This is a genomic window from Rhodococcus sp. 008, from assembly GCF_001682295.1.
In the GTDB taxonomy this organism is placed as follows: Bacteria; Actinomycetota; Actinomycetes; order Mycobacteriales; family Mycobacteriaceae; genus Rhodococcus_F; species Rhodococcus_F qingshengii.
The window spans coordinates 2881318-2898785 of sequence record NZ_CP012749.1; the positions used below are offsets into that span (position 1 = coordinate 2881318).

Consider the following 17468-nt stretch of genomic DNA (forward strand, 5'->3'; position numbering starts at 1 on the left):
AAATGCATTGTCGTAACACGAAGAAACGCCAATTCGCCCATAGGCGTGACCCCTGACACATTCGTACCGTCTTCTCCGAGAACACTTCCCAACTATTCGAGGAGTCCGTCATGAAAAACACGTCAACGACCGCCGCCGGCGGTGAAGTGTCCGACGGTGACGACTACGCGCTCACCCGCGTTCCCGACGAAGCACGATATTCGTGGTTCTCGGTGGCAGTACAGCGATTCGGTCAGGTATCGGCACTCGCACAGTTCTTGCTCGGTGCGACGCTCGGCTACGGTATGACGTTCTGGAATGCCTTCTGGGCATTGACAGTCGGGGCGGTGATTCTCGAGGTCGTCTGTATTTTCATCGGCATCATCGGGGTTCGTGAAGGGCTCAACACATCGGTGGTCGCACGCTGGTGTGGATTCGGGCACGCAGGTTCCGCGGTGATCGGTTTGGTGATCGGGGTCAGCCTGATCGGTTGGTTCGGCATTCAATCTGCTGTCTCTGCATCAGGTTTGCACGGAATCATGCCGTTTCTGCCGCAGTGGGCGTGGGCTTTGGCCTTCGGTCTCCTGATCACCGCGATAGTCCTTCGCGGGTTCGGATCCATGCAACTGATCGCCAACATCACCGTTCCGCTGTTCCTGATCCTGGTCGGTTGGGCCGTCATCGCCGAACTGCGTAATCACTCGCTGTCAGATCTGATGACATCTGCTCCAGCCGGGCCGGAGCTCAGCTTCCTCGCCGGAACTACCATCGTCGCAGGCGGTTTCATTGCCGGAGCAGTGATCACACCTGACATGACGCGCTTCAACCGCACGGCAGGCGATGTCGTGAAGCAGACGCTCGTCGGAATAACGTTGGGCGAATACGTGATCGGGCTGACCGGTGTTCTTCTTGCCCATGCCGTTCGCAGTTCCGACATCGCCACGATCATTCTCTCGTCGGTCGGTTGGGTCGGCGTTCTGATCATCGTTCTCGGCACCTTCAAGATCAACGACTGGAACCTGTACAGCTCGGGGCTCGGCGTCGTGAACTTCATCGACGTCGTGTTCGGTCGACGGACCAATCGCGCAGTCGTCACAGCAGTTGTCGGCATCACCGGTTCGGTCCTCGCGGCTGCCGGAATCCTGAACTCGTTCACCGACTTCCTGATCCTGTTGGGCGTCGGATTCCCGCCGATCGCCGGGATCATGGTGGCGGAATACTTCATCGTCAAGACATGGCGCAAGGATCTGGAGGAGAGTCGAGCTGCAGGTACCCTCCCGAACTCGGCACCCACTTGGGTACCGGCCACGCTGGTGATCTGGATCGTCTCGGCGCTGATCGGTCATTACAGCACCTTCGGCCTGCCGTCGATCAACGCGGTGGCCTCGGCCTTCGTTCTCTACGTCGTCGCGGGTCGACTCGGCCTGATTCGCGGAGTCGGACGCACCGCCACCGAAGCGCCGCAAGAGACTTCGGGGAAATCTGCGCTCACGCACTAGCACGGCACACACTGTAGAAGGGAGTTCGCGATGCGAATCGGAATCGACGTCGGTGGTACGAACACCGACGCGGTCCTGATGGACGGGACCACCGTCATCGGGCATGTCAAACACTCGACCAGCAAGGACATCACCGGCGGAATCGGCGGAGCTCTGACGGCGCTGCAGCAGCAGTACTCGTTCTCTCCCAGCGCTGTTCAAGCAGTGATGATCGGCACGACGCACTTTCTCAACGCTCTCATCGAGCAACGCGGACTTGCACCGACAGCGGCTCTGCGATTGGGGCTTCCGGCGACCGCGGCGCTTCCTCCGATGGTGGGGTGGCCGCGAGACCTGGTCTCCGCTGTGCAAGGAAGGCACTACCTCGCTCACGGTGGGCACGAGTTCGACGGTCGTCGTATTTCGCCGCCGGACCCCGACGAGATTCGCCGCCATGCCGCCGATATGGCTCGCAGCGGTACTCGTTCGGTCGCAATATCTTCGGTGTTCTCTCCGGTCAATCTCGAATGCGAAGCGGCCGCCGCGGAGATCGTGCGTGAGGAACTCGGCCCGGACGTCGCAATTTCGCTCTCGCACGAGATCGGTCGAGTGGGTCTACTCCAGCGGGAGAACGCGACCATCATCAATGCTGCGCTGCGCGAGCTCGCCGATCACATCGTCGACGGTCTTGCCCGATCTTTGGTCGAGCACGGCATTGTCGCGCCGCTGTACCTGAGCCAGAACGACGGAACCTTGATGGACATCGAGTACGCGAGGCGTTATCCGGTGGCGACTTTCGCATCGGGACCGACCAACTCCATGCGAGGCGCCGCTGTGCTGTCCGGTCTGGCCAGCTGTGCGGTGATCGACATCGGAGGTACCACTACCGACGTGGGCGTATTGACCAACGGTTTCCCGCGAGAAGCCACCACGGAGGTGACGGTCGCCGGGGTACGGACCAATTTCCGTATGCCGGACGTCTTCTCGATCGGTATCGGTGGTGGTTCGCTGGTGGAAGCAGACGGACTCACAGTCGGACCCGAATCTGTGGGATACGAATTGGGTTCACGGGCACTCGTATTCGGCGGTGACACGTTGACGGCCACCGACATAGCCGTCGCGGCAGGCTTGGCCGACGTCGGAGATCGCAGTGCGGTGGCGCACCTCGACCGCGGCCTGGTGTCGACGGCACTCGACCGGATCTCGCGCCGAGTCGCCGACGCCGTGGAACAGATGCGGACCACGTCGGATCCACTTCCCGTTGTGGCGGTTGGCGGGGGATCGGTACTGCTGGAGCGTGAACTCCCGGGCCTGGGAACGGTGATTCGTCCTGAGCGCTTCGATGTTGCCAATGCGATCGGCGCTGCGATCGCGCAGGTCAGTGGTGAGGTAGATCGAGTCGAAGCGGTGCGGGACGGGCACCGGCAGGTTTTTGCCGACGATGCTCGCCAGGAGGCGATCGATCGGGCAGTCGCCGCAGGCGCACGGCCCGAGTCGGTGCAGATCGTGGAGTTCGACGAAGTCCCCATTCCGTATCTGCCGGGCAACGCAACACGTATTCGAGTGAAGGCAGTCGGTGACTTGGCACTGCACAGTGGTTTGGTCTCCACCGGTCAGGAGGGCTCACGATGAGTTGGACACTACGAACGGCGGATCTCGACGACCTCGCCAGGGGCGCAGCCTTGTTGGGCACCGGCGGCGGGGGAGATCCGTTCGTCGGCAAGATGTTGGTCACGCAGGCGCTCGGTGAGGCCGGTGAAATCACAATTCTCGATCCGGAGGAGCTTGACGACGACGCGTGGGTGATTCCCGTCGCGCAGATGGGTGCCCCGACCGTCGTGGTCGAAAAGATGCCGCGCGGAACCGAACCCGAGCTGGCGCTGATCACGTTGGAGAAGCACACGGGTCGAACTGCAGATGCCACGATGCCGATGGAGTGCGGCGGAATCAATTCGATGATTCCGTTGCTGGTGGCCGCACGGCGCGGCCTGCCGGTTGTCGACGCCGACGGGATGGGGCGAGCCTTTCCTCAGCTCGAGATGGAAACCTTCTCGGTGTACGGGATTTCGGCGAGTCCGCTCGCCATGGCGAACGAGCACGACGAGGTGGCGATCTTCGACACCGGAAGTGACAACAGCAGATTGGAGGGCCTCGCCCGCGGGGTGACGTCGAGGTTCGGTGGGATGGCGCACATCGCGCAGTACTCGATGACGGGTGCAGATGTGAAGCGGACGGCGATCCCACGGACTCTGTCGTTGGCCATGACCATCGGCCGGTCCATCAGACTTTCACGTGAGCAGCGGGTGGACCCGGTGCAGGCGCTTGTCGACAGTCTCGCCGACACGCTCTACGGATACGGGCGAGTTCTCTTTCACGGCAAGGTGATCGATGTCGACAGGCGAACCGATGAGGGGTTCGCTCGCGGTTCGGTGCGGATCGCCGGCGTCGGAGACGAAGAGCTGGAAGTTCAGTTCCAGAACGAAAATCTGATCGCCGTCCAATCCGGAGTGATGGTGGCGATCGTGCCAGACCTGATCTGCATCGTCGAGGCCGATACCGCCGAACCCATCACCACCGAGGGCTTGCGGTACGGGCAGCGCGTTGCGGTCATCGGGATCGCGACCCCACCCATCATGAGAACCCCGGAGGCACTGGCGGTCTTCGGCCCGGCTAGCTTCGGGCTCGATCGCCCGTTCCTGCCGGTGGAGACACTCGAGCAACCTGTACTGGCAGAATAGCGAGCCGTGAGCAGGCTGCACGCGGTCCGGGAGGCCGACCTCGACGCGATCGCAGCGGGGGCGGTGGTCCTGGGCTGCGGCGGGGGCGGCGATCCACGCTTGTTCGTGGAATTGCTGCGTCCACTGATGACGTCTACTTCGGTGGAGGTCATCGCGCCGGACCAGTTGCCGGAGGAGGCATTGGTGATGCCGGCGGGAATCGTCGGATCGGCCCTGGCTTTGGAGGAGCAATTGCCCTCCGGGCGTGAGTTTGCAGATACTGCAGCAGCTTTGACGCGCTGGACCGGGAAGCGTCCGACCGCGGTGATGACTTTCGAAGGCGGTGGGCTCAACGCTCTCTCCGGAATTGCGGCGGCGTTGGCGTTGGGAATTCCCGTGGTCGACGCGGACCTGCTGGGTCGAGCGATGCCGCGGCTCGATCACTTCTCTCTCGCCGCAGCCGGGTTGGAATTGTGCCCGGTCACACTCGCCCAGCCCGGCGGCCTCATTACCGTCGTCGACGGAGTGGATGTGCTCGGCGCCGAGGTAGCAGTGCGGTCGTTGATCGGGAGAACCAGCGGTTGGGGCGCTCTGGCGATCGCGTCGATCGATGCGCGGACGGTGCAGGAGGCGTGCATTCCGGGAACTCTCTCCCGAGCACACGAACTGGGTCAGCACATCGGGGCCCTGGGCAGTTGGCAGGAGATCGCGGAGAGCTCCGGGGCCCTGGTAATGGGGACTGGCCGGGTGCGTGCGGTCCGTCGTAGTCGTCCGGACACCGGCGATCGTCGGGGCAGCGTGATTCTCGAACACGATTCCACGGTGATACGAGTCGAATTCGAGAGTGAGTTCCTGACCGTCGCGTTGGACGGCGAGATGATTGCAACGTGCCCGGACATCGTGACGTTGCTCGACGTGCGGACCGGCGCCTTCGTCTCGTGTGAATCCGTGCACCAGGGGCACGATGTGGCCGTGTTGGTTCTTCCCGGTCCACAGTGGTGGGCGGAAGAAGTGGGCAGATTGAAAGTTGTCGGCCCGCGGGCATTCGGGATCGACCACGACGCAGTGCTGATGGAGGCGCGATGAGCGCGAGTGTTTCGGCGTTGCTGAACAACCCGGCCTTTGTCGGGCTGTATCGACTGGCCGGGGAGGGTGATCCCGTCGTGATAACAGTGGGAGCACTCACCGGGGAATCGGCACAGTCGGCCGAGGCCGTGTCGGATGCGGCGAGTTCAGGATCAGTTCTGGTGATTCTCGATCGAATCGACATCGGGGAGTGGAGATTCGACGCTCTCCTTCGGCGCACAGCGGCGACCGGCTGCCAGGTGGTCGCTGTGCACAGCACTGCGGCGGAGGATGCGAATCTCTCGTTGCTTGCCGATCGGCTCGGACTGGTGGTGCTCGGAGTATCCGACCCGTGGCAGTTCAGCGTGGATCTTCGTGATCTTCTCTCGAATTCGCGGGCGGTGATGGCCGACGCAGTACTGCGGGCGACACACGCGGGCCAACGAGCCGGAGGAAGCGTCGAGAATCTTCTGTCGGTGCTACTGAACACCTTTCAGCGTTCATTCTTTCTCCTGGACTCGTCCGGACGTCCGATGACCGGCGCCGACGTGTTGTCAGACGCTGATCGAGCAGCTGCCGGTATGTTGTCGGGTCGCGGGGCGCCCACCACGGTCGAATTGGACTCCGGCGGGGTCCTGATTGCGTGCCCGGTGATGTCCGGCGCAGCCCGGGGGCCCTGGCTGGCGGTGCTGCTCCCGGTGCGTCAAAGCGTCGAAGAGGCTTCTCTCTCAGTGGTTCTCGACGTGGCCTCGTTGGCTGCCGGGCACCGACTGGCCGTTGCGCGCATGGTCGACGAGCGTGAAGCGCGCCGGCGTAGCGCGTTGCTCGGTGAACTGATCGACACGTCAGCAGACGCCACACCCGGACTGCTCCGGCGCGCACTCGACGCGGGTTGGATGCTGGACGGATGGCACATCGGCATCAAAGTCCTGGCGGTCGGTGAGGTCGACCTGGTGGCAAGACGCAGCGAGGTTGCAGATGCTCTCGCCGCCGAGGGAATCGACGCCAATGTCGTGGAACAGGCTGACGGCTGGGCGGCGTGGACGACTCTGCCAGGCGAGCCGCGACCGGAGGCGATCACCAGGATCGCCGAGTGCATCCGTGCAGCTCAGGCCAGGTTGGAACCCACGATGGAGACCTGGGTAGGTGTGGGACGCGCACACGACGGTCCGGCTGGAATCGGTTCGTCCCTGTCGGAGGCCGGGGATGCCGCTCGGCTCGCCGGTTCCCGATCTCAAACAGGTCGATTCCTGCACGTGGACCGCCTCGGGCTGGCGCAGTTGCTGCTGGCGTGGACGCGAACCGACACCTTCCAGCCTGCGGCCGCAGCATTGCTCGCACCGCTACGCGATTCCAATGGAGAGTTGCTCGAGACTCTGTCGACGTACCTCGACGAAGAATCGTCTCTGGCTCACACCGCAACCCGAATGGGGTTGCACCGCAACACCGTATCGAGTCGGATCGATAGAATTCAGCGCCTTCTCTCGGTGGATCTCGCAGATCCGGAAACGAGACTCGCACTCCACCTTGCTTGCCGGACCATCGCGCCCTGACGGAGATCTTCGCGGCTTCGTCTTGACAAGCGCGGGAGGTTCCTGCCATCCTCGTTGCCAGGTCACGAGTACCAGTGTTCAGCCCCGGCTTGCTGGTCGGCAACCCTCCTCCGCGGTGGGGTGCTCCGGGTGACGACCCGGCTGCGTTCGAAAACGAATGCGGCAAGCGCGGACTCTTCCGGGGCCATCTCCCGACGAACGAGTCCTTGAACGTGAGGATTGTCTTCGATGACTGCTGTATTGAGTGCCGACACCTGCTGCACCACCGCGATTGCCAAGGTTTCGGGTGCCGACCTGCAGGTTCCATTGGTTCAGGGCGGCGAATGCTCCTACGCCAACTTCGACTACGCGGCCAGCGCGCCGGCATTGGCCCAGGTCACCGACCGTATCGCCGAATTGTTGCCCACGTACGCCAGCGTCCACCGCGGTGCCGGCTACGCGTCCCGGATCTCCACGCTCACCTACGAGAACGCTCGTGAATCCGTTGCTCGTTTCGTGAACTGTGCCGACGATCAGGTTGTCGTCTTCACCCGGAACACCACCGATTCGCTGAACCTGCTTGCGCAGTGCGTCCCCGGCAGCACCGTCGTCCTCGACGTCGAGCATCACGCAAACCTGTTGCCGTGGAACGACGCTCGTATCGTCACCGCCGCAGACACCATCGAAGAAACGATCGAGCGTCTGATCGGTGAACTGTGCACCAAGCCTGCCGCGCTGCTCGCAATCACCGGGGCCTCCAACGTGACCGGTGAGATCCTGCCGATTGCACGTTTGGCTGACATCGCTCACCGTTGCGGCGCACGTATCCTCGTCGACGCTGCTCAGTTGGCTCCCCACCGTCGCATCGACCTGCAGGAATGCGGCGTCGACTACGTAGCGTTCTCGGGCCACAAGCTGTACGCGCCCTTCGGCGCCGGCGTTCTCGTCGGCCGCCGTGACTGGCTCGACGAAGCTCAGCCGTACCTCGCCGGCGGCGGCGCCGTGCGTGAGGTGACCATCGAATCCACCGAGTGGGCTTGCGCGCCCGCACGCCACGAGGCGGGTTCCCCCAACGTGCTCGGTGCGGCAGCCATCGCGACCGCCTGCGAAACCCTGCACGCCCTGGACTTCGACGTGATCGCCGAGCATGAGAAGGCGCTCACCGCCCAGCTCACTGACGGCTTGTCCGCCATCGAGGGCGTCTCACTCGTGCGACTGTGGAACGACGCTCCCGACGCCGTCGGAATCGTCACCTTCACCGTCGACGGATTCGAAGCGGGCGAGATCGCCGCATTCCTCTCCGCCGAGCACGGCATCGGAGTTCGCGACGGTCGCTTCTGCGCACATCCGGTTCTCGCGCGCCTCGGCCTCTCCGGCGGTGCAGTTCGCGCCAGCCTCGGCCTCGGTAGCAGCTCGGACGACGTGACGCGGTTGGTCGACGCCGTGAACATCCTGGTTTCGAATCAGCGTGATTGGAAGTACGCGAAGACGGCAGGTGCGTGGAACCCTGTGCCCGAGACCCGCCCCTTCCTCGGAGCCGCAGACGACAATGCCGGCGCAGCCGAGTGCGTCTGAGCTGAGCTCGGTCCCCGAAAACTCGAACGGACAACTAGCATGGCAGCCATGGCACCAGCGGATTTTCCCGCCACCCCTTCGAGAGTGAGCATCACTCTCGGTCAGTGGTGCCGTCGCCATGTCGATCTGTGCCGCACCTCTTCAGGAATGTGTTCGAGCTGACGATTCGTCTCGCTCATCCCATACTTTTCTGATTTTCGGAGGTCTCACATGTCTTCACTCGCTTCGCATTCTCTGCACGTAGCGGTCGAGTTGACCGGATCCGGTCACCATCCGGCCGCTGAGGGCGCACCCGGCAACCTGCCCATCATCGGCGGCGACTACTGGGTGGACCTCACCGAGGGTGAAAAGGCTCTCGATTTGGCTTCATTCCCTACCAATGTGGTTCGGATTCGCGCTGCGGATCTGCGTGAGGCACAGCTCGAACGCGCACGGATACGCGCTGCCGTCGCCGAAGAAGGACGCGATCCCGACAGCGTCGCAGTGCTGGTCGATCTCGAGATTCTGATCGCGCCGGAGGCTCGCTCCGCTCGTAAGGAGCTTGCGCAGTTGGACAGCGCGTTGACCTCGCCGCGGGTTCCCGTTTCGCTTCATTACGTCGGAACGCCTTCCGGTCTCGGCAGTTTGATCGCCGATATCCGAGCTGCGGAGGTCGCCGACGGCGTTACGTTGCTGCCTCTCGCATTGCCTCGAACGCTCGAGCATCTGGTGGACAGCACCATTCCGTGGCTTCAGGATCGCGGACTTGTCACACCGTCCACCGCAGTCGACGAGGTTCTCGGGCGTTTCGGACTGCCGCCCCGTCAGCGCACGCTTGCATCCTGATCGTCACCGATTGCATCTGCGTACAGGTGGAACAGCGACGGTAATTCGTCGGCACCGTCCACCTGTGCCAGAAGCGTCCAGCACTGCGCAGTGATCGACCGAGCCCTCGTGCCGATCCAGTTGGTGGGCAGTAGTTCCGGCGGCAACAGCGGATCCGGTTCCATGGCTCGCGTGAATTCCGCCGCGAGTTCGATGGTCATCGTGACAGCATCGGTACCTGGACTGTTCTGCAGTTTGTGCAGGCGTGCGGTCGCTATGTCGAGTAGCCGTTCGTATCCGTCAGCGATCTGGTCCAGTGGCCACAACTGCGCGGCAATCTTCACGGGGTCTTCGAGAGTGCCCACTTTCAGATCTCGAGTGGTGAGAGAAGACAGGTGCTGTTCGACGTCGAGTTCGGCGGCCGCATCGCGAATATACGGTTCCCAGGCGTGCGGCGAGACGTACAGACCGCCCTGGACGAGCGCGCCGCCGAGGTAAACGACCTTGGTGCGCAGCGCATCTCGCCCTTTCCGTGACGACTCCGGAATTGCGAATCCGGCCAGGTGCCAGTACCCGTCCCACGGCGTCACAGTGTCGCGGTCTTGTCGATAGGCCAGCCGAACGAATTCGACGTCGGGTTCCATCTCGCGCAGGGCTTTCGGCGTTGCTCGTAGCGTGGCCTGCCGCCCGCGACCTTCCTGAGTGAACTTCCCCTCGGTGACCAACCGCTTGATGCACAGCCGAACCTGTTGATCAGTTTTGCCGAGGGCGTCGGCGGTGGCATAGAGGGTGTGCCCGTCGACAGTTCCGTCCGTGCGCAGTAGTCCCTCGATCAAGATCCTCGTGGGTACATCGACGTCCCTGTCGGTCATCGCCATGTCCTTTCCTCGCTTCTCGACATCTTCGCCCACAACTGTACTATCGAATGCAATACGATCGTTTCAAATTCGTACGTTAGGGCGGGAAGATGGCAGCGGAATCGATGAGCGAGGGCAAGAGTAAGCCTCGTTTACGCAGGTGGATGGTTACTTCCCTGGCGGTGGTCGTTGTTCTGATCGCGACTCTGGTGGGCTGGACGCTGTACCAGAACACCTATGACATCCGTGAGGAAAAAGTGACGATCACCGGGGGATCGGTGCCGCTCCAGGGAGTCCTTGCACTGCCCGAACACGGTGACGGTCCCTTCGGGCTCGTGGTTTTCGTCCACGGAGACGGCCCGGTCGATGCAACACATGAGACGTTCTATCGACCGGTGTGGGAGGCGTTCGCAAAGGCGGGGTACGCGTCACTCTCCTGGGACAAGCCGGGGGTGAATGGGGCACCGGGCAATTGGCTCGACCAGAGCATGGACGATCGCGCGGCAGAAACGGAAGCGGCAATCGAGTGGGCGCGGGGACGTTCGGATATCGATCCGTCTCGGATCGGTCTGTGGGGTGCAAGCCAGGCAGGGTGGGTGATGCCCAAGGTGGTGAACCTCGACCCGGACGTAGCGTTCGTCATTGCCGTGGGTCCCGCGATCAACTGGCTCCAACAAGGCGAATTCAATACCCTAGCCGAACTTTCCGAGAGAAATGCGTCGGCCGACGAGTTCGAGAAAGCGCGGGTCGATCGTGCGAAGAACTTGGATCAGTTGGCCCGTGATGCATCGTTCGACGATCTCGTGGCCTCCGGCGAGGCCGACGGTCTCACCGAAGACCGGTGGAACTTCATCCGAAAGAACTACCTCTCGGATGCGCGAGCCGATCTCGAAACCGTGAAGGTTCCGGTGCTCTTGATCATCGGCGGACAAGACGTCAACGTCGACGTGGCTGATACCGAAAGGGTGTATCGCGAATTGTTGGACACTCCAGGGCAATTGGTGGTCAAGAAGTACCCCGACGCTACGCATTCGATCGTGGACAAGGATCTCGAAGACTCGGAAGTGAGGTCCGCTCTGGTGGCCGTCCTTTCTCCCCGTTCGATCTTCGCTCCCGGCTATCTAGCGGATCAGACTGCATTTTTGGAGGGAATTCATGGCTGACGGAATCACGGTTGTCGCACTGGGTGGTGCCGGTGCCATGGGCTCGGCAGCAGTTCGTCTGGCCGCAACATTGCCGGGAATCGGCAAGGTAGTAGTCGCGGATCGCGATATCGATGCTGCGAAGCGTCTTTCAGTTGAACTGGCGCAGGCGTCAGCGGAAGTCGAGGCGCGCAGCATCGACGTCACGGACGGTCGCACGCTACGTGAATTGCTTGACGGCGCAGACGTGGTCGTCAATACGGTCGGACCGTTTTTCCGTTTCGGCGTCGGCATTCTCCAGGCAGCGATCGGGACCGGGACTCACTATCTCGACATCTGCGACGACTGGGAGCCGGCCGTCGACATGCTGGACTTGGACTGTGCCGCGAGGGGAGCCGGAATCTGTGCGGTAGTCGGCATGGGCGCAAGTCCCGGGATGAGTAACCTCCTGGCCGCGATGGCAGTCTCGCGATTGGACGTGGTCGACGATCTGTATACAGCCTGGCCGGTTGATGTCGAGGGCGAGGACGAGTCGGTGGACACATTGAGTGCAGCCGCCGTTCACTGGATGCAGCAGATCAGCGGCCAGGTTCCGGTGGTTCGTGCGGGGCGAATCGTCAACGAAGAACCGTTGCGTTCCATCGCACTCGAACTGCCCGGCGGACGTCGGGGGAACGCTTACGTGGTCGGGCATCCGGAGCCGGTGATGTTTCATCGGACCATCAATCCTGCGGGGCATTCGGCAAATCTGATGGTCATCACACCGGAAACCGTGGCGTTTCTCGACGTTCTCCGCGCCGACATCGACAAGGGGAGAATCGATCTCGACTCGGCCGCTGAAGAATTGGGCAAGCCTTCGCTCGGACGGATGATCCGTGCTGCGCCTCGAATGCTCACGCGCGCCGGCCACGGATCCTTGCCGTTGTTCTTCGCCTCGGCGACAGGGGCGCTCGAAGGTCGAGAGATGCGCGTCGTGGCCCGGATTGCAGACGATTCACCGGTGTCGGAGTTGCTGTCGGACATGGCCGGTGCAACCGGAATCCCCTTGGCGCTCGGCCTTGCTCAGGTGGTGTCCCGGCTCGCCGACGGAACGATTTCGGATCGGATCGGTGTGCACTCACCCGAGAGCGTCGTCGACCCGGAAGTTCTGTTCACTGCGCTGGCGCGGTTGTTCGATCGAACCGACTGGAGTGAGATCGTCACCGTCGAATCCGAGTTCCGCTAGTCAGTCCGCGGCGTGCGATCCGATGCGACTGCGGATTTCGGCGTCGACTCGGTCTGCGTCTTTGGGACTGAACGAGGGTGCTCCACGGCCGGTGAGGGTGAGTACCACCGCAGTCTCCTTCCACGGACGTGAAAGATCCAGGCTGTACCACGAGCTGAAATCTGTTGTTCCCCAAATTCGTAGGCGCCCGCTCAGCCACGCCATGACTCCGAGGTCGACGGATTCGATCTGCGAGTACGGGACGAACTTGCTGACAAACGGGAAGTAGTAGTGGCGGATCGTGACGCCCTGATCGTCGATCCGGACGGTTCGGTCCTCGTAGATTGTCGATGTTCCTGCACTCACAGTGATAACCCGGTTCCTGCTGGTCGATGCTCTCGATGGCTGCCTGAAAACCAACCATACAGTCTCTATTGGGACAGGCTGCGAGCGCGGGCGTCAAGCGCTGGTGGGCCTTGAGACGACGAGATCGCTCACCGCGATCTGGGCATTGCCGATTGCCGTCTGAACCGGTTCGCAACTGCTCGATGCTCGGGCGAGCGCAAGAACTGCGGTGAGCAGGGCAGCGTCGGGTTGTCCTTCGAACGGTCCGCTCTCGACATCGAACTTTCCAGCTCGCAACTGCTTTTGGGCGTTGATTCCCAGTTGTGAAATGACCTCGTCCATCGCGGTCAGGCATTGGGCGAGCGCTCCGATCGACCAGTAGAGATCGGCTGCAACGACGGGTGTCCCCGACGCCACGGTGCCGGCGCGGCGTAATCGGTTGTGGGTGTCGAGGAGTATCTCGGGCAGTCCGTGGTCTGCGCAGTGTTCCATCCCGCCGCCTCCGTAAGGTGTAAAGTTAGGTTATTCAATTACGGTAAAGCAGGGAGGTAAGGGATGCAAGTAGTTTTAGACGATTACGTCGCCGGTGCGTCGTTTGCGACCGACTTGGTCAATACCTCGCCCCGCGTGTGGGTGGAGGCAGGTGACGCGTTGGCTGCCCCTCAGGCGCTTCACGATCTACTGGACGAACATGGACTCTCGCCGGATGCGCTCACCAACGGACGTCGGCTTACCAGCGGTGAACTTGCTGAGGTCAAGGAACTCAGAGAGGGGATTCGTTCGATTCTCGATGCTCCGACTTCTGATGAGCTCGTTGATCGCACTCATCGACTCCTGCAGACCGTTCCGCATCACGTCCGACTTCTGCCTGATGCCCGGTCCGACTATCGATGGAATGCGGTACCGGACAGCAGAATCAATCTCACCGGCGAACTTGCGCTGTTGATCGGCTACTCGTTGCTGGGGACTCTGCGCACATTGGGGTACGAACGATTCCGCCCATGCGCCTCGCCGACGTGCAACGGGGTGTTCGTCGATACAAGCCGTGGAGGGCGACGCCGCTACTGCATGCCGGCGTTGTGCGGCAACCGAATCAACGTCGCGAATCACCGTCAACGGCAGCGTCGTACTTAGCGTCTGCGCTTGCCCGGTCGATAGTGACAATCGAACAGAGTGCGGCCGACTGTATGGGGAACTTCAACGAGATACAGACCACGTCAGTCCCGCACGATTGTCGCCATGGCAACTCCTAGTAGATGGCGGCTCGTATGAAAGCCCGTTCTGTCTCCGCGACAGCAGTTATCAGCGTTGGGGTTTTCACCCTGGCCGGGTGTGGCGGCGCATCCAGTCCCGGAGGTTCGGTCGGTGAGTATGCAAAGGACGGCAGTTTCACGACTGTCATCAACGCCGATCCCGGAAATCTGCACCCTCTGATCACCAACCTCACGTCGACTCAGATCGTGAACGCGTACTCGTACGATTCGTTGATCGACATCGACGCGCAAACACGCACTGTGCGTCCCTATCTGGCGGAGAGCTGGAGTGAAGAAGGGAACACGCTGAAGTTCGTGCTCAAGAAGGGCATCACTTGTGCCGACGGCACTTCCTTCACCGCACAGACCGCGGCCGATGACATCAACTGGGTCATGGATCCTGAAAACGCTTCACCGCTACGCGGATCCACTGTGCCGATGTCGACTTCGGCCTCAGCGGACGGTGACGAACTGACGGTGACTACCGCCGAGCCAGCGCCCTTCCTGCTCTCTCGAATCGGCGCGTTGCGGCTTCCGTGCGCTGCGACGCTCGAAGATCCGGCCAGCATCCGTTCGAGTAGTAACGGAACGGGTCTGTTCAAGGTCACCGAAGTTGTTCCCAACGATCACATCACGATGGAACGCCGCGACGGTTACACCTGGAGTCCGAACGGCGAGACCACTTCCGACACTCTCGGAGTGCCGAAAACAGTGACGATCAAGATTGTCACCGATCCCAGTACGACGGCGAATCTTGTTCTCACCGGCGGAGTGAATGCCGCAGCGGTCACCGGTTCGGACGAGGAACGAGTCTTGGCCGCGGGTCTGGATTCGAAGACTTACACCACGTTGTCCGGCGAGTTCATCTTCAATCATTTCGCGGCCCTACCCACGGCAGACCGTGCTGTACGGCAGGCCCTCGTGCAGGCAGTAGACCTGGACGACTACACCGAGATCACCACCGGCGGTAAAGGAACCCGCGCACGCGCCCTCGCGGTTTCGGAACCCCTTGCCTGCGACTACAACAGTGTCGAAGGGACGATCCCCGATTTCGACGTCGATGCAGCAAAGAAAACGCTGTCCGACGCAGGTTGGAAGGCGGGTCCCGACGGCATCCTGACGAAGGACGGTCGACCGCTTGCCCTCAACGTGATTTTCAACAACTCACGCGATACGAACTCTGCCGCCGCGGAATACGTGGCAACACAGTGGGAAGGACTGGGCGCGAGAGTGAAACTGACCGGCGGCGACTACAGTTTTGTCATCGCCAACACATTCAGCACCACCGACCTGTCGTCGTGGGACGTTTCCATCGGTTTGACGCTGGGGAGCGATACGCCGAGTATCTTTGCGAAGTACTTCACCGGCCCACCGAAGCCTGAAGGAGTGAACTTCGCTTCCCTCGACAACAAGAAGTACATCGAATTGTCCACTGAGGCTTCGCTTCTTCCCGGTGACGAGTCCTGCAAGGTCTGGGAGGAAAGTGAGCGGGCATTGTTCAAGGACGTCGACCTGCTGCCGGTATCCACGACTCCCGCTCACATGTTCTTCAACGGGGCAACGTCGATCTATCCGCCATCGAGCGGAATCCTTCCGGGCTCGGCGATCCGTGTCCTGAAGTAGGACCCTCGGCAAACGCTCACTTTCGGGTATTGATCATCCGAAGAGCAAACCGAAATACCACCGCAGCACCCGCACCTGCAGCCAGGCCGGCGACGACATCGGCAAGAAGGACACCGACGCCTATGCCCAGGACGGCAGCGGCGGCGACAGCAAGGGCTACGTCAGCACGAGGAGCGGCGATCGCGGCATCCTTTCCCCGAGTATCGAACGAGCACCCATCTCAACGGAGCATGTCACGAAACTGTCGTCCGCAGGTGTATCAACAGCAAAATGTGTGAAACGCGTCGGCCCCGACGGAGTTGGACTCCGCCGGGGCCGGGCTGTGTGTACAGCGCAGTGTGTATTGCGCGCTGGCTCAGTGTGTCGGAACGGATTCCTTCGACGTGGTCGGGGACGTATCGGTGTGCTGGCTACCAATCTCCTTGCGGGAGTTGGAGCTGTTGAACCGAGGGAGGAAACCGGCCAGGACGAGTGCGACGACGGCGGATCCGGCAGCGAGGGCCATGACGACGCGGAAAGCGTTCTCCGACGGCAGCGTTGCCCCACCGATGGACATGGTCATCTGGGCGATGACGACACCCGCGATGGCGCTGGCGAATGATGTACCGAGGGAGCGCATCAGGGTGTTGAAGCTGTTGGCTGCACCGGTCTCGGACGGAGGAACAGCCCCCATGATGAGAGCGGGCATCGCGCCGTAAGCCATACCGGTACCGGCGCCGATGATCACTGCGATCACGATCAGTTCCCAAATCGAGTGCATGGCGAAAATGCCGATGCCGTAACCGATTGCGACGACAACGGCGCCGAGCATGAGCGTCACCTTGGGGCCGTGCGAATTGGTGATACGTGAGGACAGCGGAGAGATCAGCATCATGATGATGCCGGAGGGAGCCATGACCAGACCCGCGGTGAGCATCGAACCGCCTAGGCCGTAACCAGTGACTTCAGGCAACTGGACTACCTGGGGAAAGACCATGCTGGCGGCGAACATCGCGAACCCGAACACGATCGATGCGAGGTTGGTGAAGAGCACCTGGCGGCGGATGGATACGCGTAGATCCACCAGCGGCTTGGGGGTGCGTAGTTCCCACCAAGCCCAGAATCCGAATATCAGGATCGCGGCGCCGAACAGGGAAAGCGTGAGCGTGCTCGTCCAACCCAAGTCGCCACCCTTGGAAATGGCCAGTAGTAGAGCGATGAGGGCGGCTGAGAGCGAGATTGCCCCGCCGAAGTCGAACGTGCCACCTGTGCGAACCGCCGATTCGGGGACCAGGACGACAACAAGAACGGCCGCAAGCGCGCCGAGCACGGCTGACGCCCAGAACAGGACGTGCCAGTCGGCGTACTCGGCGATCAAAGCCGCGATCGGAAGCCCCAGAGCGCCACCGACTCCCAGCGAAGCGCTCATCATCGCAACAGCGCCGGCGAGCTTCTTGGGCGGAAGTACATCGCGCATCACACTGATACCCAGCGGAATGACGCCGGCAGCAAGGCCCTGCAGGATTCGGCCGGCAACGAGGGGGATAACGCTCGAACTGAGGGCTCCGACCACCGAACCGGTGACCAACAGCGCCATGCTGATCAGGAGTAGACGCCGTTTGCCGAACATGTCGCCCAAGCGGCCCATGGTCGGGACGGCGACGGCGGCTGCGAGCAGCGTGGCGGTCACAGCCCACGCGGTATCGGACGCCGGCGCGTTCAGGTACTCGGGCAGATGCGGGATGATCGGGATCACCAGCGTCTGCATGAGCGAGACGACGATGCCGGAAAACGCCAGAACAGCCACCACTGCGGTGGTGGCTGGCGACTTCGTTGTCTGTGGCGGCGTTGTCGGTGGTGGAGAAGTGGTTGACGACATTGCGGTAACTCCATCGGAGGAAGAACGAATAATGGT

General features: G+C 62.0%; 15 protein-coding genes and 1 riboswitch. Of the genes, 11 read left to right on the forward strand and 4 right to left on the reverse strand.

Annotated elements, in window-relative coordinates:
* Positions 1–110 precede the first annotated feature (110 nt).
* The 7 genes from AOT96_RS13465 (at position 111) to AOT96_RS13495 (ending at position 9171) form a co-directional block, all read left to right on the forward strand.
* Complete coding sequence (locus AOT96_RS13465; protein WP_065351855.1) at positions 111–1478, forward strand: purine-cytosine permease family protein; 1368 nt, start codon at positions 111–113, stop codon at positions 1476–1478.
* Positions 1479–1508: 30 nt separating this feature from the next.
* Positions 1509–3089 carry a hydantoinase/oxoprolinase N-terminal domain-containing protein gene (locus AOT96_RS13470; protein ID WP_065351856.1) on the forward strand — a complete coding sequence of 527 codons (1581 nt, stop codon included), beginning with the start codon at positions 1509–1511 and terminating at the stop codon, positions 3087–3089.
* Positions 3086–4195 (forward strand): DUF917 domain-containing protein, encoded by a 1110-nt coding sequence (locus AOT96_RS13475; RefSeq protein ID WP_050655919.1) that lies wholly within the window; start codon positions 3086–3088, stop codon positions 4193–4195. Before AOT96_RS13470 ends, AOT96_RS13475 begins: the two co-directional genes overlap by 4 nt.
* Before the next feature lie 6 nt (positions 4196–4201).
* Positions 4202–5260 (forward strand): DUF917 domain-containing protein, encoded by a 1059-nt coding sequence (locus tag AOT96_RS13480; RefSeq protein ID WP_065351857.1) that lies wholly within the window; start codon positions 4202–4204, stop codon positions 5258–5260.
* Entirely contained in the window at positions 5257–6792 is a 1536-nt protein-coding gene (locus tag AOT96_RS13485) for a PucR family transcriptional regulator (RefSeq protein WP_065351858.1), read from the forward strand. The genes AOT96_RS13480 and AOT96_RS13485 overlap by 4 nt, the downstream gene beginning before the upstream one ends.
* A gap of 60 nt (positions 6793–6852) precedes the next feature.
* A riboswitch (SAM riboswitch) is annotated at positions 6853–6967 on the forward strand.
* 53 nt (positions 6968–7020) lie between these two features.
* A complete protein-coding gene (locus tag AOT96_RS13490) occupies positions 7021–8346 on the forward strand; it encodes an aminotransferase class V-fold PLP-dependent enzyme (protein ID WP_003941108.1) in 1326 nt (441 codons plus the stop codon).
* 210 nt (positions 8347–8556) lie between these two features.
* Positions 8557–9171, forward strand: coding sequence for a hypothetical protein (locus AOT96_RS13495; protein ID WP_003941149.1), 615 nt, complete (start codon positions 8557–8559; stop codon positions 9169–9171).
* Here AOT96_RS13495 and AOT96_RS13500 read toward each other — a convergent pair.
* Positions 9150–10028: a DNA-binding transcriptional regulator gene (locus AOT96_RS13500; protein ID WP_042450568.1), complete on the reverse strand. Its 879-nt coding sequence runs from the start codon at positions 10026–10028 to the stop codon at positions 9150–9152. The two genes, AOT96_RS13495 and AOT96_RS13500, sit on opposite strands and share 22 nt — an antisense overlap.
* A 143-nt stretch (positions 10029–10171) precedes the next feature.
* Here AOT96_RS13500 and AOT96_RS13505 point away from each other — a divergent pair, with 143 nt between their 5' ends.
* Positions 10172–11170, forward strand: a complete 999-nt coding sequence (locus AOT96_RS13505; protein WP_065352841.1) for an alpha/beta hydrolase family protein — start codon at positions 10172–10174, stop codon at positions 11168–11170.
* A complete protein-coding gene (locus tag AOT96_RS13510; RefSeq protein ID WP_065351859.1) occupies positions 11163–12374 on the forward strand; it encodes a saccharopine dehydrogenase family protein in 1212 nt (403 codons plus the stop codon). Before AOT96_RS13505 ends, AOT96_RS13510 begins: the two co-directional genes overlap by 8 nt.
* On the opposite strand, the gene AOT96_RS13515 is transcribed toward AOT96_RS13510, so the two are convergent.
* The gene (locus AOT96_RS13515; RefSeq protein WP_065351860.1) at positions 12375–12719 is read right to left on the reverse strand and encodes a hypothetical protein; all 345 of its coding nucleotides are present in this window, start codon (positions 12717–12719) and stop codon (positions 12375–12377) included.
* A 93-nt stretch (positions 12720–12812) separates the two neighbouring features.
* Entirely contained in the window at positions 12813–13190 is a 378-nt protein-coding gene (locus AOT96_RS13520; protein ID WP_065351861.1) for a hypothetical protein, read from the reverse strand.
* 63 nt (positions 13191–13253) lie between these two features.
* On the opposite strand from AOT96_RS13520, the gene AOT96_RS13525 reads away from it, so the two are divergent.
* Both AOT96_RS13525 and AOT96_RS13530 read left to right on the forward strand, forming a co-directional pair.
* Entirely contained in the window at positions 13254–13832 is a 579-nt protein-coding gene (locus AOT96_RS13525; RefSeq protein ID WP_065351862.1) for a CGNR zinc finger domain-containing protein, read from the forward strand.
* 134 nt (positions 13833–13966) lie between these two features.
* Complete coding sequence (locus AOT96_RS13530) at positions 13967–15574, forward strand: ABC transporter substrate-binding protein (protein WP_065351863.1); 1608 nt, start codon at positions 13967–13969, stop codon at positions 15572–15574.
* Between the two features lie 355 nt (positions 15575–15929).
* On the opposite strand, the gene AOT96_RS13535 is transcribed toward AOT96_RS13530, so the two are convergent.
* Positions 15930–17432 carry an MFS transporter gene (locus tag AOT96_RS13535; protein ID WP_065351864.1) on the reverse strand — a complete coding sequence of 501 codons (1503 nt, stop codon included), beginning with the start codon at positions 17430–17432 and terminating at the stop codon, positions 15930–15932.
* Positions 17433–17468: the final 36 nt, after the last annotated feature.

What these genes read in the sequence shown, in the direction of transcription:
- AOT96_RS13465 (WP_065351855.1), top strand. Translation starts at nt 111, where the DNA reads ATGAAAAACACGTCAACGACCGCCGCCGGCGGTGAAGTGTCCGACGGT.
- AOT96_RS13470 (WP_065351856.1), top strand. Translation starts at nt 1,509, where the DNA reads ATGCGAATCGGAATCGACGTCGGTGGTACGAACACCGACGCGGTCCTG.
- AOT96_RS13475 (WP_050655919.1), top strand. Translation starts at nt 3,086, where the DNA reads ATGAGTTGGACACTACGAACGGCGGATCTCGACGACCTCGCCAGGGGC.
- AOT96_RS13485 (WP_065351858.1), top strand. Translation starts at nt 5,257, where the DNA reads ATGAGCGCGAGTGTTTCGGCGTTGCTGAACAACCCGGCCTTTGTCGGG.
- AOT96_RS13490 (WP_003941108.1), top strand. Translation starts at nt 7,021, where the DNA reads ATGACTGCTGTATTGAGTGCCGACACCTGCTGCACCACCGCGATTGCC.
- AOT96_RS13495 (WP_003941149.1), top strand. Translation starts at nt 8,557, where the DNA reads ATGTCTTCACTCGCTTCGCATTCTCTGCACGTAGCGGTCGAGTTGACC.
- AOT96_RS13500 (WP_042450568.1), bottom strand. Translation starts at nt 10,028, where the DNA reads ATGGCGATGACCGACAGGGACGTCGATGTACCCACGAGGATCTTGATC.
- AOT96_RS13505 (WP_065352841.1), top strand. Translation starts at nt 10,172, where the DNA reads ATGGTTACTTCCCTGGCGGTGGTCGTTGTTCTGATCGCGACTCTGGTG.
- AOT96_RS13510 (WP_065351859.1), top strand. Translation starts at nt 11,163, where the DNA reads ATGGCTGACGGAATCACGGTTGTCGCACTGGGTGGTGCCGGTGCCATG.
- AOT96_RS13520 (WP_065351861.1), bottom strand. Translation starts at nt 13,190, where the DNA reads ATGGAACACTGCGCAGACCACGGACTGCCCGAGATACTCCTCGACACC.
- AOT96_RS13525 (WP_065351862.1), top strand. Translation starts at nt 13,254, where the DNA reads ATGCAAGTAGTTTTAGACGATTACGTCGCCGGTGCGTCGTTTGCGACC.
- AOT96_RS13530 (WP_065351863.1), top strand. Translation starts at nt 13,967, where the DNA reads ATGAAAGCCCGTTCTGTCTCCGCGACAGCAGTTATCAGCGTTGGGGTT.
- AOT96_RS13535 (WP_065351864.1), bottom strand. Translation starts at nt 17,432, where the DNA reads ATGTCGTCAACCACTTCTCCACCACCGACAACGCCGCCACAGACAACG.